The sequence below is a fragment of the Pseudomonas sp. NPDC047961 genome (genome assembly GCF_050272435.1).
Taxonomy (GTDB): Bacteria; Pseudomonadota; Gammaproteobacteria; order Pseudomonadales; family Pseudomonadaceae; genus Stutzerimonas.
Genome location: NZ_JBNNMD010000005.1, coordinates 169,865 through 184,970, shown reverse-complemented (window position 1 = coordinate 184,970; position 15,106 = coordinate 169,865). Strand labels below are relative to the sequence as shown.

At 64.1% G+C, this 15,106-nt stretch carries 8 protein-coding genes; 2 read left to right on the top strand and 6 right to left on the bottom strand.

The window, feature by feature from the left end:
• Both gspL and ACQKIK_RS17330 read left to right on the top strand, forming a co-directional pair.
• Window positions 1–1,143, top strand: a complete 1,143-nt coding sequence (gspL, locus tag ACQKIK_RS17335) for a type II secretion system protein GspL (protein WP_499136859.1) — start codon at window positions 1–3, stop codon at window positions 1,141–1,143.
• Window positions 1,140–1,652, top strand: a complete 513-nt coding sequence (locus tag ACQKIK_RS17330; protein WP_499136858.1) for a type II secretion system protein M — start codon at window positions 1,140–1,142, stop codon at window positions 1,650–1,652. The genes gspL and ACQKIK_RS17330 overlap by 4 nt, the downstream gene beginning before the upstream one ends.
• A 69-nt stretch (window positions 1,653–1,721) precedes the next feature.
• Here the strand turns inward: ACQKIK_RS17330 and ACQKIK_RS17325 are convergent, their stop codons facing one another.
• From ACQKIK_RS17325 to ACQKIK_RS17300, 6 genes are all read right to left on the bottom strand, one after another.
• A complete protein-coding gene (locus ACQKIK_RS17325) occupies window positions 1,722–3,125 on the bottom strand; it encodes an aminoacyl-tRNA deacylase and HDOD domain-containing protein (RefSeq protein ID WP_045422733.1) in 1,404 nt (467 codons plus the stop codon).
• Window positions 3,126–3,199: 74 nt separating this feature from the next.
• The gene (gene recG / locus ACQKIK_RS17320) at window positions 3,200–5,275 is read right to left on the bottom strand and encodes an ATP-dependent DNA helicase RecG (protein WP_499136857.1); all 2,076 of its coding nucleotides are present in this window, start codon (window positions 5,273–5,275) and stop codon (window positions 3,200–3,202) included.
• Between the two features lie 4 nt (window positions 5,276–5,279).
• Window positions 5,280–6,200 carry a hydrogen peroxide-inducible genes activator gene (locus ACQKIK_RS17315; protein ID WP_045422729.1) on the bottom strand — a complete coding sequence of 307 codons (921 nt, stop codon included), beginning with the start codon at window positions 6,198–6,200 and terminating at the stop codon, window positions 5,280–5,282.
• 634 nt (window positions 6,201–6,834) lie between these two features.
• On the bottom strand, window positions 6,835–8,307 hold the full coding sequence (locus ACQKIK_RS17310) for a TolC family protein (protein WP_499137032.1): 1,473 nt from the start codon (window positions 8,305–8,307) through the stop codon (window positions 6,835–6,837).
• A gap of 64 nt (window positions 8,308–8,371) precedes the next feature.
• Window positions 8,372–14,797, bottom strand: a complete 6,426-nt coding sequence (locus ACQKIK_RS17305) for a DUF4347 domain-containing protein (protein ID WP_499136856.1) — start codon at window positions 14,795–14,797, stop codon at window positions 8,372–8,374.
• A complete protein-coding gene (locus tag ACQKIK_RS17300) occupies window positions 14,797–14,982 on the bottom strand; it encodes a hypothetical protein (protein WP_417797270.1) in 186 nt (61 codons plus the stop codon). The genes ACQKIK_RS17305 and ACQKIK_RS17300 overlap by 1 nt, the downstream gene beginning before the upstream one ends.
• Window positions 14,983–15,106: the final 124 nt, after the last annotated feature.

Below are 15,106 nucleotides of genomic sequence, written 5' to 3'. Positions count from 1 at the left end.
ATGGACTGCCTGTTTCTGCCCGCTGATTGCGGTTCCCGGATCGACAGCGATACGCGCGTCTACTGGCTGCCGGGTGAAGGGGATGATGGCTGGATGCCGTTGGCGAACGTCATCGAGCGGGCGCCGGCCGCTGTGACGTTGGTGCTGCCGGCCGAAGTCTGCAGCTCGTTCGCAGTCAACCTGCCGACCCGCAAGGCGCGCTGGGTCAATCAGGCACTGGCCTATGCCGTTGAAGAACTGCTCGCCGAAAACGTCGATGACCTGCACCTGACCCATGGCGATGCGCTGGAAGACGGGCGGCGTCGGGTCATCGCCATTCGCAGGCAGCTGCTGGCCGATTGGCTGGAGGATCTGCAGGCGCTCGGCCTGACCATCGTCGCGATTCATGTCGATGCCGACTTGCTGCCGCGCGACGGTACACAGCTACTGTTCATCGACGGTCGTGCGCTGCTCGGAGGCAAGCCGGAAGCGCGACTGGCCTTCGAGAGTGCGCAGTGGCCGCACCTGGCTGGGCAGTGTCCTGTGCCGCATCACGGACATGGCACGCTGGAAGCCGCACCCTCACCGCTGGACGACTACCAGCAGCTGGACGAGCCCTATCGTTTCCTGGCCTCGGGTCGCGCGGCTGCACTCAATCTGGCGCAGGGCGATTTCGCCATTCACGCCGCGGGTAGCGGGCTGGGTCAATGGAAGCCGGTCATGATCGTGCTGGCGCTGGTGTTGGCTGTGCAACTGGTGTTCAACCTGGTCCAGGCCTGGACGCTGGAAAGCCAGGCTGAGCAATACGCAGAGGCAAGTCAGGCGCTCTACACCGAGCTGTTTCCCGAGGACCGACGCATCGTCAATCTGCGGGCTCAGTTCGACGACCATATCAGCCAGAACGCCGGCGCTTCGGCAGAGTTCATGCGCTTGTTGAATGAAGTGGCGCTGGCACTGGCCGAGGGTATTCCGGTGTCGATCGGGCAGCTTGATTTCAACCAGGCCCGGGGTGATCTTGCCCTGCAGGTGCGCGCCAGCGATTTCGCTGCGCTCGAGCAGCTGCGACAGCGACTCGGGCAAACCGGGGAGAGCGTCCAGTTGGGGTCGGCCAGTCGTGACGGTGATGCCGTCAGCGCGCGTGTGGTGATCGGAGGCCGAGGATGAATTTGAGACAACAGATGCGCGTGCGCCTGGCCGAGTCGCCTTTGTGGCTGCGCTGGCAACGGCTGCAACCCCGCGAGCGCCTGTCGCTTACCTTGCTTGGCGCCTTTTTGCTGGTGGTGTTGTTCTACGTTCTGCTCTGGGCGCCTGCGCAGCAGCGCGTGCGGGACGCGCAAGCGTACTTCCAGCAGGAGCGTGAGCTGCATGCCTATCTCGAGCAAAACACCGAGTTGGCGCGACAGATGTCACGCAGCAACCCGGTTTCGCTGGCACCGGATCAGTTGCAGGGACTGGTAACGCAGAGTGCGCAGCAGAGCGGCCTGACCATCGAGAGCTTCGATTTCGGCAATGACGGTAGCCTGCAGGTAACGCTCCCCAGTGCATCCTATGGGACGCTGTTGCGCTGGTTCGACGAGCTTCAGACCGCGGGTGCGAGCCTCGCCGAGGTCAGCATCAGTCAGGTCGGAGAGGGACTGGTCGATGCACGCGTAAGTTTCCGCGCAGAGGGCTAGACCGTTGCACAACGGAAGCGGGCAGGGCTCGGTGGCCAGCAGCGCCGCGCAGGCGCTGCTGGCCAAGGTTCACGGCGCCGGATGAATCTGCATCGCCAGGGCGCGTAGCGCGGCTTCGGCATCAAGCACCTTGTTCAACACCTCGTTGGCCTTCTCACGGCTCAGTCCGAGGCGATCGAAGAGATCCTGCGGGATCTCGCTGTAGGGGCCGGAGCCGATGCCGCGGTTACGCAGCAGGCGGACCGCTAGGCAGACTAGGTTGGCATGCCCGGCATGCTCGCCCTGATAGTGCGGGTCATGCTGGAAGCGCAGCGCCGTAGACAGCTCGTCAGGCATCCCCCAGTAGCGCATCAGCCAGGCCCCGATCTGCTCACGGGTAATGCCCAGCAGGTGCTGTTCGATCACGCTGTGACTCAGATGCGGATTGACCTCCAGGTGTCGACAAATCAGCGAAAAATGCGGCGGAAAGACATGCGCGAGCACCAGATAGCCGAAGTTGTGCAGTAACCCGGCAAGGTAGCTGATGCCCGCCTCGGGCCGTTGGGTACGCGGAATGGCGCGGTTCAGCCCCTCGATCACCGCCGCGGTATAGATCGACTGCTGCCAGTAAGGTGTGGCCTGCTGCGGCTGATCCTTGGGCAGGCTCAGGCTCTTGCCCAGCGCCAGGCCGAGCGCCAGGTTGATCACCAGGTCGAAACCGAGCACCCGTACGATGGCATCTTCCACCGAGCGGATCTTGCCGGGCGCGGCGTAGTAGGGCGAAGCGGCCCAGCTGACCACTTGGGCGGCCAGCGCCGGGTCGGTTTCGACCACACCGGTGATATCGTCCACTGTGGCGTCAGGGTCGACACGTAGCTTGATGATTTTCTGCGCCGTCTGTGCCAGCGGAGGAATCTCGATGGTTTCCTCCAGCCGCTTCTGAATGCGCCGGGCGGTGAAGCTTTGAACCGCCTTGGTAATTTCAGCGCGGTCCTCTTCTGGACGGTCGAGGTTCGGCTGGATGGTACTCAACGGAACGGCGAACTGACCGGCGCTGGCTTTGCTGAGCAGTTGCTTGAAATCCTGGCTCGCCAGCGCCAGCAGCAAGCCGGGCTGACCGGATTCGATGAACAACTCCGGCTGTTGCAACAGCCGGTCCTCGTACAGGCAGGGCGAGCTGGTCAGCGGCGGCAGCCCGGGCAGAACCTTCAGGTCATGCTTGGACAACATTCGAGTGAGCCGCTCGGGCTTAACCGCCACCAACTGGCGCCCGGTCAGATCAACCAGACGTGGCAGATCGAGCAAATGGTCGCTGGGATAGAGCACCAGCAGCGCGCCGATGGCATCGTCGACCAGAATGGCCTGCACGCGCCGGGCCGGATCAAGATCCGGTCGGTCCTCGCAGGCGCGGTAAGGCAGCGCCAGCTTGTCCAGCAGCTGAACGATCATGGGTGGGAGCGTAATGTTGTTTTTGGTTTCAGCAGCCGAATTCATGGAAAGTCCGTCTTTATTCCCGATCGGCGCAGTATAGCCTTAGCGTTAGTGCGGTTTGGGTTTGCCGACGAGCGTCAAACCTGCCCGTATTGCTGGCCGTGGCGCAGCCAGCGCTCTAGCAAGGGGCTTACGTGCTGTGGCCAGCGTTCCAACAATGCGTGGGCTGCGTCGCGCACGGCAGGCAGCAAATCGGCATCGCGCATCAGATCGGCGACCTTGAACTGCAGCAGGCCGGTCTGCCGGGTGCCGAGCATTTCGCCCGGGCCGCGCAGTTCCAGATCCTTTTCGGCAATGATGAAGCCATCGCAGGTCTCGCGCATGATCGCCAAACGTTCACGGCCGATCTGAGACAGCGGCGGGTGATAGAGCAGCACGCAATGGCTGGCGGCACTGCCGCGCCCGACCCGCCCGCGCAGCTGGTGCAGCTGAGCAAGGCCGAGGCGCTCAGGGTTTTCGATGATCATCAGGCTTGAGTTGGGCACGTCAACCCCCACCTCGATCACCGTAGTGGCGACCAGCAGCTGCAGGCGGCCTTCCTTGAACTCGGCCATCACCGCGGCTTTTTCGGCGGGCTTCATGCGGCCATGGATCAGCCCGACATTGAGCCCGCCGAGCGCGGCGGAGAGGTCTTCGAAGGTGGTTTCCGCCGCCTGGCAGGTCAGCTCTTCGGACTCCTCGATCAAGGTGCAGACCCAGTAGGCCTGACGGCCTTCGTTACAGGCCGAGCGCACCCGCTCGATAACCTCCAGGCGGCGGCTGTCGGCCACCAGTACGGTGTTGACCGGTGTACGACCGGGGGGCAGCTCGTCGAGGATCGAGGTGTCCAGATCGGCGTAGGCACTCATCGCCAGGGTCCGCGGAATCGGCGTGGCGGTCATGATCAGCTGGTGCGGGCAGAGTCGTCCCTCGACGCCCTTGCGGCGCAGCGCCAGGCGCTGCTGCACGCCGAACCGGTGCTGCTCGTCGATGATCACCAGCGCGAGCCTGCTGAACCGCACCTCATCCTGAAACAGTGCATGGGTGCCGACCACCATCGGGCAGCCTGAGGCGATGCGTTCCAGTGCCGTGGCTCGTGCCTTGCCCTTGAGTTTGCCGGCCAGCCAAGCGACTTCGATGCCCAGCGGTTCGAGCCATTTGCAGAAGGTGATGAAGTGCTGTTCGGCGAGGATCTCGGTCGGCGCCATCAAGGCCACCTGATAGCCCGCCTCCAAGGCTTGCAAGGCGGCAAGGGCGGCGACCACCGTCTTGCCGGCACCGACGTCTCCCTGCACCAGGCGCAGCATCGGCTCGTTCTGGGCGAGGTCATAGGCGATCTCGGCGCCGACTCGCTGCTGGGCGCCGGTGGGCTGGAAACCGAGGTTTTGCAGGTAACGCTGCGGCAGGTCGCGGGCAGCCGGCAAGGGCGGTGCGTGCTGGGCGCGGCTGCTTTCGCGCAGGCGTTGCATCGAAAGCTGGTGAGTCAGCAGCTCCTCGAAGGCCAGGCGGTGCTGGGCCCAATGGCGGCCCTCGGCGAGTTCTTCCAGATCGGCATCGGGCGGCGGGCGGTGCAGGTAGCGGATCGCTTCGTCCAGCTTGGCCAACCGGTAGTCGCGGGTCAGCTCGTCGGGCAACCAGTCGGGCAGGCTGTGCGGGCCGAGTCGTGCCAGGGCTTGCGCGGTCAGTTGGCGCAAGCGCTGCTGGGTCAGGCCTTCGGTGGTTGGATAGATCGGCGTCAGTGTCTGCTCGACGGCCACCGGCTCGCTGTCTGTGAGCGCGCGGTATTCGGGATGGTAGATCTCCAGCCCCGAGGCGCCTGGTCGCGCTTCCCCGTAGCAGCGTACCTGGGTGCCACGCTTGAGGGCTTCCTTCTGCGCCTGGCTGAAATGGTAGAAGCGCAGGCTGAGGCTGCCGCTGCCGTCATGCAGACGGACCAGCAGGCTGCGGCGCCGGCCCATGACCACGTCGGCACCGGTGACGGTGCCTTCGACGACCGCATCTTGACCGGGGCGCAGGGCACCGATCGGCACGATGCGGGTGCGGTCCTGATAGCGTAGCGGCAGGTGAAACAGCAGGTCCTGTAGGGTTTCCAGGCCAACCTTGGCGAGCTTTTCGGCCAGCGCCGCGCCGACGCCCTTCAATGCGGTCACCGGGACCGCTGCCAGCTCGCTCATGACGTCAGGCTTTGTCGGCGGGCGGTTTTGCAACCGAGCACAGACGGATGGAGTCGGCCAGCACTTCGATGGCCTTCGGGCGCGGGAAGCTGGCGCGCCAGGCGATCGCCACGGTGCGGAACGGCACAGGCGGCGTCAGCGGACGGATGTCCAGCACGCCAGGGGAGTAGTGATGGCTGTCGACCGCCGACAGCGGCAGGATCGACACGCCAAGGCCGGAGGCGACCATGTGGCGGATGGTTTCCAGCGATGAGGATTCCACCGTGGTGTGGCTCGGCGCCTCACCCTTGCGCGTGGTCGGGCAGGCTTCGAGCACCTGATCGCGGAAGCAATGTCCCTCACCCAGGAGCAGCAGGCTCTTGTCGTTGAGCATCTCGCTGTCGATGGTTTCTTTCTTCGTCCAGGGATGCCCGGCGGGCATCAGCACATAGAAGGGCTCGTCATACAGCGGCAGGGTCAGAACGTCGGCTTCCTGGAAAGGCAGCGCGATAATGATCGCGTCCAGTTCGCCGGTGCGCAGCTTGTCACGCAGGATGTGGGTGAAATTCTCTTCGATGTACAACGGCATGTCCGGTGCCACGCGATGCAGCTGCGGGATCAAATGCGGGAACATGTAGGGGCCGACCGTATAGATGGCGCCAACCTTGAGCGGGGCGGCCAGCTGATTCTTGCCGGCCTGGGCCAGCTCGCGAATGCTCTGCGCCTGCTCCAGCACCTTTTGCGCCTGGGTGACGATGCCTTCACCGACCGGTGTCAGCCGTACCGCGCTTTTGGTCCGCTCGAAAATCAGCACGCCGAGTTCGTCCTCGAGCTTTTTCACACCCACCGAGAGGGTAGGCTGACTGACGTGGCAACGTTCAGCGGCGCGGCCGAAGTGGGATTCCTGGGCGAGCGTGACGATGTAGCGCAGTTCGGTCAGTGTCATAGCGTTATTCCATCAGAGTGCGGGCTAGCATAGCCTTTGCTCGTGTTCGAACCAACTGGCTGTCTGCTGCAAGATCCGCCTATATGGAATCAGCGCGCGACATCTCACGCTATTCTGGCCGACATATAGCAAGCCACAGGGAGCGTGCCGCGGATTCAGATCCGCACAAGGCTTGCCGGGGGTCCGACGCGCTGTTACGGGCAGCCCGGCTGCGTGAGCGGGCACATTGCCCGCACCGTTTGCAACGCTCGTTGACTGTGATGCGCGGCTTTTAGCGGTTTGGTCGCCAGAGCGTTACCCACCGTGCCGGATCCAAGCGCTGCAGCGGCCGCTACATCTGAGCTGGCCGCCGCGGTACCAGAGCTATCCGACCTCTATGACGCGCGGGCCTCTGATGGCAATACGAGGCAACCGGCATTCCTGGCGCCGGGCGCATCGGCAGGCCATCCACTAGGAGGTTACGCAGCGCTGATGCGAGGCCTACCGTCTGTCGTTAAACAAGCAAATTCGACGCTCCAACTCGTTTGTTCAATCGTAAAGCCCGGTTCCGATCCACAAACAAAGCCCATTGATAGCCCAACGGGTTATCTCCGGCGCCGCTCCGGTGATAAGAGTAGCTACATGAGTGATGAGCTTACCGTGCTAGCGAGCCCTCAGCCCACTGCGCCTCGCTTGCGTCGATGGCAGCGGCTATGGTTTCCAGCCGGCCGTCGGGCAGTTGCTCCGGCAGCAGATCGGCACCGGCGCTGACGAACAGCTGGGCGAAGGTATTGCGCAGTTCGGCATAGGCCAGGTCGCGGCGCAGCTGGGCCTGCAACTGGTTCAGCTCACCCTGAATCAGGTCCAGCTCACCGATGCTTTGGGTCTGGTAGCGGTTGCGCAGCTGCTGGGCAATCTGTTCGTCGAGGCCGGCCAGCTGCTGGCTGGTGATGAACTGACGATGTGCCTCGTGGAAGTTGGCGTTGGCCACGTAGAGCTGCGCCAGTACCGCCATGGACATGGCCTGGCGCCGCGCCTCGGCGACCTGCTCGCCAGCTTCGGCGACGTCGATGGCGGCGGGTGCCGAGAGCACGTTGAACAGGTTCCAGGTGACCTTCACCCCGTAGTCCGCCCAGCTCTGGTTCACCAGGAACGAGTTGCTGTCGTAATGCCCTCCGACGGAAAACTCCAAACCCGGCAACAACCGCAGCATGGCCTTGCGTGTTTCGGCAGCGCTGATCCGCGCCTGGTAGTCCTGCTCGCGTAGCTCCGGCCGACTGGCCAGTGCCTGCAGTTCCATCTCGGCCATGTCCACCTTGAGCTCGGGCACCTGGTAATCGCGCTCGGCGGCCAGAGTGATCGGCGTGTTCAAAGGCAAGTTGATCAGTGCGGCCAGTTCGGTCTTGGCCAGCGACAGCGCACGGCGCTGTTCTTCAAGCTGACGGGTGGCCTCGATCAGGGCGCGCTGGTAGCTCAGGGTCTGAACCGGGTCACCGATACGGTCCTGGCTCATGCGCTGGCTGCTGCTCCGCGCCTGGTCGACCCGCGCCATCAGGCTGTCGATCTGGGTCAGCAGGCGATCGGCGGCCACGGCGCGCCAGTAGGCCGAGCGAACGTCCTGCACGATGGTATGGATGACCTTGCGCCGACGTTCTTCGACGATCAGTCGTTGATCTGCCTGCTGTTTAGCGCTGACGTAGCTGACGCCAAAGTCGAGGATGTTCCAGACCATGGTCAGGTCGGCGACTTCGCGGTCGCGGTCCTGCGAGGTGGAGGGCTCCAGCGACTGGGTGCCGGTGAGAATGCTCTCGCTGCTCGAGGCGCTCAGGTTGCTACGGCCTACGTAGCCGGCCGACAGCGCCATGCGCGGCAGCATGTCGAAAGTCGAGAGGTCCAGCTGGCGCTCGGCCAGGGCGTGTTCCATGACCTTGAGCCGGGCCTCGAGGTTGTATTTCACCGCACGGGCCATGGCGTCGTGCAGGCTCAGCGGGCCGCTTATGGGCTCCTGGTTGTCGAACATGGCCTTAAGGTCCTGCTGGGCCCTGGCCTCGCTGACGTCACGCTCGATAGGCTGACTGGTCACGGCGCAACCGCCAATCGCCAGGGCCAGAAGGCTGACTGCGAACAGATTCTTGATGGTTTTCATGTACGGCGCCGCCCCCTTGTACGGCAAACCGATTACACCGTAGGCATCACGCCTGCGGTGCGGCTTTCGCGATGGAACCCAGCGCGTTGGCGAGCGTCTGGATTTGCCGTTTCTCGTTGTTGTTCAGTGTTTCGAGTTGCTGCCCCAGGCTCGGCGCGCCGAAGATGCCGCGCAGTTCGCCGCCGCCGCCGTCCGACCCGCCCAGGCGGTCGCCGAAAATGCTGCCGTTGTCGGTAGGCAATGCGCCGTCGCTGAAGATGCTGCCCAGCGTGCTGGTGCCGAATACGCCGCCGTCGCTACCCCTAAAGCCCAGGAAACCGGCACCGCCGCCATCCCCACCGGCGTTTTCGCTGGCAAAGACCTGGGTCAGGTAGCTCGGCGCCAATGCGTTGTTCTGCAAGAAGATGCTGCCGACCGGTGGCAGGCCGGCGCCCAGGGTCGGCGGCTCGAACAGGGGCGGGGGCAACAGCGGCTGGGCCACCGATGCGGGCGGCAACGGCGGTGCTACCGGCGGCGGGGCCGGCGTCATGTCGACAGTGGCCGGTGCGGGTGGCGGCGGTGGTGGGGTTACCGTGACAGCGACTGGTGCGGTCACCTGTATCTCGATCGTGCCGGTGGTGGCCAGAATGCCGCCGGCGCCGGTGTTCCCCAGATCACTGGCATCGATGCGAAGGCCTGCTGTGCCCACATAGCCATTGGCGGGGGCGAAGCTGAGGCCGCTCAGCGCCGTGTTGATATCCGCTAGGCTGCCGGTAAAGGTCATGCTGGCATCGGCCACACCGTCACCGTTGCTGAAGGTGAGTCCGCTCGCACTGCCGAGGCTCGCCGTGCCTTGGGTGGCGGTGAGCGTGACTTCCAGGGCGCCGCTGCCGGCATCCACATCGGCGAGCACGATTGGCGTGCCGTTGAGTGTCAGCGTGCCGTTGCTTTCGACCGTCTGCCCGCCGGGAAGGGTCAGGGTCGGGGCATCGTTGACGCTCGTGACGTTAAGCGAAGCCTGGGCCGTGGTGGAGGAGAACGAGGTGCTGCCGCCGTTGCTGCTGGCGTCGGCCGTTTCCGGCGCGCTGTTTGCCGACGCGCTGCCGCTGGCCATGTCCCAGGCGCGCCAGGTGAAGGTCGCGGTGCCACCGTCAATCCCGTCCCCTACCAGCCGCACGCGCGTCGTCGAGTTCAGCAGCAAGGCCGAGCTGTCGCTGACATCGCCGAAGGCGGTCCATGCCGCGCCATTGGTCGAGTACTGCCAGGCGCCATTGCCGCTGCTCCCGGTGATTGCGATGCCGAACACCGCGCCGGTATCCACGTCGCTGACGGTGCTGCTGGCCAGGATGGTCGACACCAGTGTCGAGGGGCTGGTGCTGTTTTCGTTGGTACCCGTAAGCGGTACGGTTCCGGAGACGAGCGTCGGCGCATCGTTGACTGCTGTGACGGTAAGGGCGGCACTGGCCTGCGTCGCCGAATAGGCGGTGGTACCGCCATTGGTGGAGACGTCGGCCGTGCTGCGCGTGGCCCCGCTGGTTGCCGTCCCGCTAGTCTGGTCCCAGGCACGGAAGCCAATGGTCGGTGCCGCCCCGGCTGTTTCGCCGTCTACCCCATCCGGTACGTAGCGCAACTGGGCCGAGCCATCGAGCAGTAATGCGGCTCCAGAGCTGACGGTGCCCAGGCTGCACCAGTCGGTGCCGTTAGTGGTGTATTGCCAGGTGCCATTGCCGCTGGCGGAGGTGACGGCGATGCCGGTTTGCGCGCCGCTGTCCGCATCGGCCGCGCTGAGGCCGGCAAGGATGGTGGATACGGCGGTCGCGCTGCTGGCGGTGTCCTCGTTGGTGCCAGTCAGCGCGAGCGGGCCGGCGTCGATCGTCGGCGCGTCATTGACCGCTGTCACGCTGACGGCCACGGTGTCGGTCGAGGTCGAGAAGGCGGTGCCTTCACCATTTGTCGTGGTATCGGCCGTGCCGCCGTTGCTGCCGCTGGTGCGATCCCAGGCGCGGAAGGTGATGGCATCGGTAACGCAGCCGCTCACGTTGGCGTCAGGCTGGAGGTACAGGCGTGCATCGCTCTGCAGCAACAGCGCATTCGCTGCCGATACCACTGGTACCTGCGTCCAGGTGGTGCCGCCGTCGGTGGAATACCAGAGCGTGCCCTGGCTGGAGGTGCCGGTAATGGTGATGCCCTGGAGTGCGCCGCTATCGACATCGGTGGCGCCGCCGAGCAGCGCACTGACCAGCGTGCTGCTGGCGGTGCTGCCGTTGGTCGGGGCTGGAGCGTCCTCTGCAACTCCGACGAGCGAGGGCGATTGGCTGGCGTCCAGCACGGGTGCGTCGTTGGCGTTTGCAACCGTCACTGTAGCGCTGGTCCCGGCCGCGCTTTGCAGCACGCCATCGTTGACTCGGAGTTCGATCACCCGGTCGGCATTGCCTGCACCCGTCGCCGGGTTGTCGCTGGTGGTGCCGTAGGTGAGTGAGCGCAGGGCGGTCTGGTAGTCCGCGCGGCTGGCCGTGCCGGTTAGCGTCAGCACGCCGGTGGCGGCATTGAAGCTGCCGGTGATGCCGTTCTGGTTGGTGAAGCCCAGCACGTCGCCCGAGACGAAGTCGGTGATGATCACGGTGGCCCCGGCCGTGTTTGCGCTGTCGCCATCGGTGATCGTCAGGTTCGGTGCGATGACGGTGGCGGTGCCGTCCTCGGTGTGTGCGGGCGAGCCTCCACCGACCGCCACGACCGGGCGTTCGGCCACGCTGATGGAGAAGGTCTGGCCGGTCAGGGCGGCCGCACCGTCCTCGCCGCCGTCGGCGACGCTGAAGGTGAAGCTGTCCGAACTTCCGACCCCACCTCCGTGCAGGTATTTGACGCGGCCATTGTCCACGTCGTCCTGGGTAAAGGTCGACGTGGCGCCCAGCCCCTCACCGCCATCGACCACGCCGTTGCCGTTGCCATCGAGGAACAGCGTGCCGTCGGTAGGGGCGGTGGTAACCGTGTAGGTGATGCCCGTGCCCTGATCGTCCGGATCGCCTTCGTGCAGATGGGCACCCGTGAGCGTCAATGCCCCGCCTGTTTCCGTGGAAGCGCCGGTATTGACGAAGCCGGTGGCCGTATTGGTGGTCGGGGCATCGTTGACCGGCGTTACCGAAAGGGTTCGCGTGGCTACGTTGCTGTCGGTGCTGCCATCGTTGGCCGTGAAGCTCAGCGTACGGCTTGCCGTGCTCGGTGCCTCCGAGCTATTGCTGTAGGTGACCCCGCGCAGCGCCGCCCGCCACTGGGCCAAGCTCGCCGTGCCTCCAGCCGAGGTGAGGGTAAGTACACCGGTGCCGGCGTTGTAACTGGCGGTGATGTTGCCCATGGTGCTGCCGTCGTTGACGAACCCCAGTACGTCCTGGCCCGCGTTGTAGTTGCCGGTAATGCTGACCGTAGCGCTGGTCATTGTGGCGCTGTCCACGTCGCTCAGCGTCAGGGCGCTGTCGACCGCCACCGGCGGAGCATTTTCGGTAAACGGGACGCTGCCACCGGTGGTTGTCAGGACGGGTGCGTCGTTCACTGGCGTGACAGTGACCGTGATGGTGCCATCGGCCGGCCCGGTGTTCGCTGCGTCGCGGATGCGCGTGGTGATGGTGAAATTTTGGTCGTTATTGGCCGAAGGCGTGAACGCCACCGCCGCCAGCGAGGCATTGACGTCGCTAACCGAACCGGTGACCGTCCACCCGCCAGTGCCGGCGTTGTAGGTCGAGGTGGCCGCACCGTAGGTGCCAGTCGACAGCGAACCGGCGGATGAATTGGAAAGTGTCAGGGTCGCGGTGACCGTCTCGCCGCTGTCCACATCGCTGACCACGATGTCATCCAGCGCCACTGCGCCGCCACCTTCGGTGGCCGCCTTGGTCTGGGTGAGATTGGTGGCGGTCGGGGCGTCGTTGACTCCCGTGACCGTCACCGTAATCGTGCCGTCGGCCGGGCCGGTAGCGGCCGCGTCCCGAATGCGAGTAGTGATGGTGAAGTTCTGGTCGTTGTTGGACGAGGGTGTCAGTGCTACGGCGGCGAGTGCAGCGTTCACGTCGGCAACCGACCCAGTGACGATCCAGATGCCCGTGCCGGCGTTGTAGGTAGACGTCGCCGAGCCATAGGTGCCGGTGGAAAGCGTACCCGCTGCCGAGTTGGATAGTGCCAGGGTGGCGGTGACGGTGTCCCCGGAATCCACGTCGCTGACCACGATATCGTCCAGCGCTACCGGCCCACTACCCTCGGTGGCCGACTTGCTTTGCGTCAGGTGGGTTGCGGTCGGCGCGTCGTTTACCGTCGTGACCGTGACCGAGATCGTGCCGTCAGTCGGTCCAGTGTTCGCCGCGTCGCGGATGCGTGTCGTGATGGTGAAATTTTGCTCGTTATTGGCTGAAGGCGTGAGCGCCACCGCCGCCAGTGCGGCGTTTACATCAGTGACCGAGCCGGTGACGGTCCAGACGCCGGTTCCGGCGTTGAAGGTCGAGGTGGCCGCGCCGTAGGTACCGGTGGACAGCGAACCGGCGGATGCATTGGAAAGCGTCAGGGTCGCGGTGACGGTGTCGCCGCTGTCCACATCGCTGAGCACTATGTCGTCCAACGCCACTGCGCCGCCGCCCTCCGTGGTGGTTTTGCTCTGGGTGAGGTTGGTTGCGGTCGGGGCGTCGTTGACGGTATCGACCGTGACGGTAGCGGCGATGTTCGGGCTCGCGGCGTTATTGCTGCCGCCGCTGTCGGAGATGCTGGTGATGGTCACTACCCGGCTGCTGGTGCTCGGCGCTTCGCTGCTATTGCGGTAGGTCATGCCGTCGATCAGCGTGCCCATCTGCGCGCCGCTGCGCGTCATTCCCGACAGCGTCACGGTCGCGGTGCCCCCCGCCACGCTGACGCTGTAATTGCCGATGCCGGCGATGGTGCCGCTGTTGCCGCCGCTGAGCGCCACATCAGTGCCGCCGATCGACAGAATTTCATTACTGCCGTTGCTGACATTGGTAACCGTCATGGCCATGCCGCTGAAAGTCTGGCCGCTGTCGTTGGTGCTGGCGGTGACGCTACTGAAGAGATCGACGGCGGAGCCGTTTTCGGTGAACAGAGGATCGTTACCGCTGCCCGACAGTGACGGAGCATTAGCGGGGACTACGGCGTCGCCGACTACAAAGCCATTGAAGAACATCCAAAGACCGTAGTTTGGGTTAGCAGGATCGGAATACTGCGAAGATGAGTCAGTAGTAATAACAACCCGGTCCACATTCTGGAAAACAGACGCCGCTAGACCATTGCTTTGATTAAATGAGCCATGGAACGTGCTCACCGAATCAATCGTCAATGTCACCGAGCCGAGCAGTACGCCATCTCGGTAACCAGACAGGCTAATTTTGGCCTCATTGCCCGAAAGCGCGTAAGAATTAAAGGCATCGATGCCGTTGAAGCTAAATTCCGACCCGTCTTGGGTTCGGAGAACGAGAAATGGCTCCGCGCTGCCGTCGCCGCCAAAAGCGGACGCTTGATTGGCATTCAACACAACGTCCCGCTTCCCGTTGTAGGCGTTTGGGTAGCTCGTCAGGTCAAGATCTGAGTCTGTGTAGTGGAAGTGGCCAATACTATCGGTCGACGTATTGCTGGTCGCCGAGTCCGTGTAGAAGATCTCAAAATTCTTACCCGGCACATCGGCCGTGTTGGCTTCGCCATCGATAAGTGTAGGACCCAGATCGCTGAAACCCACCCCGTTTGCGGTCAAGGTGGTGCTAGCGAGTAGGTGGTTGAAGCTCGCGAGATCGGTAAGAGCGATTCCTGTTTCGACACTGCCCGTAATGTGCTCTAAGTCCCAGTCTCCTCCCACCAGCGCAGAGCCGGTGGCATCGGTAGACGCCGCGACGTCTGCCCCAGTCGCCCGTGCGATGGACGAGAGAAAGTCTTGGCTTGCACTATCGGCCACGGAGCAACCGTACAGCAGCAAATCTCCTGATTCCGATAGCGTTGCTCCGAGCGCCGCCAAATCGCTTGCTCGGGCGGCCACTGTCACATCGTCTAGGACCAAGGTGCCGAGACGAAGTTGACGCTCCGCGCCATGGCTCAACACATGAATCGCATCGATGCCCGACCGGCCCTTTAACGCTCCAACCATCTGAGTTAAGCCATCTTCAGTGGCGTCCAGCAACATGACCTCAACGCCTTCGCGCACTCCGTCGCGCAGCGCTTCCCAGCCGGCTACCCCGGTGTCGATGAAGACGATCTCTGCTCGCTCCTGCTCGCTGTTGGCAACCCCCCCATCGAGTGCTTCAGCGCTCTGCTCCATTTCATTGGCTGTCGTCGGCTCTGTGGCGTTCGTGGGCAGGGGCGATTGCGTTTCCGAAAACGCCTCGGCCCCGGTCGCCGCCACCGCGCCGTCGAACATCATTCGCGGCTCCAACGGCAGAATCAGGCTGGTGTGCGGTCGGCTGGCCGACGAAGTTGATTGCTGAGGTTGATTCTCGCGACGCGTCCACCAGGCCATCACGTTTCTCCACTGCTATCGCCGGCGGCGAGTGATTTGGGAATGATTCCGTCGCGCGCAGCACTGTCCTCGTGGATGAGGATGGCGTCGAAGAAGGGAAGGGAAGTCGCCGAAACCTGACATCGCCCGCGTTCCGTGCCAATAGACGAAAAGAGCCGCGGCCCGCGGCTTTCAAGGTTGATCATGGCAGATTGCCTTCATTAGTGCCACATCGCGAAATCCCAAGTTAGATTCCTGGCCGACGGAGCAAACGACCCAGCTGGGTCGGCTAATTCACTCGCACAGTGAGCAGCGAGGCAGGCCGCGCAG

Bases quoted from the DNA above. Each gene is read 5' to 3' on its own strand.
- gspL (WP_499136859.1), top strand. From the start codon at position 1: ATGGACTGCCTGTTTCTGCCCGCTGATTGCGGTTCCCGGATCGACAGC.
- ACQKIK_RS17315 (WP_045422729.1), bottom strand. From the start codon at position 6,200: ATGACACTGACCGAACTGCGCTACATCGTCACGCTCGCCCAGGAATCC.
- ACQKIK_RS17305 (WP_499136856.1), bottom strand. From the start codon at position 14,797: ATGGCCTGGTGGACGCGTCGCGAGAATCAACCTCAGCAATCAACTTCG.
- recG (WP_499136857.1), bottom strand. From the start codon at position 5,275: ATGAGCGAGCTGGCAGCGGTCCCGGTGACCGCATTGAAGGGCGTCGGC.
- ACQKIK_RS17300 (WP_417797270.1), bottom strand. From the start codon at position 14,982: ATGATCAACCTTGAAAGCCGCGGGCCGCGGCTCTTTTCGTCTATTGGC.
- ACQKIK_RS17330 (WP_499136858.1), top strand. From the start codon at position 1,140: ATGAATTTGAGACAACAGATGCGCGTGCGCCTGGCCGAGTCGCCTTTG.
- ACQKIK_RS17325 (WP_045422733.1), bottom strand. From the start codon at position 3,125: ATGAATTCGGCTGCTGAAACCAAAAACAACATTACGCTCCCACCCATG.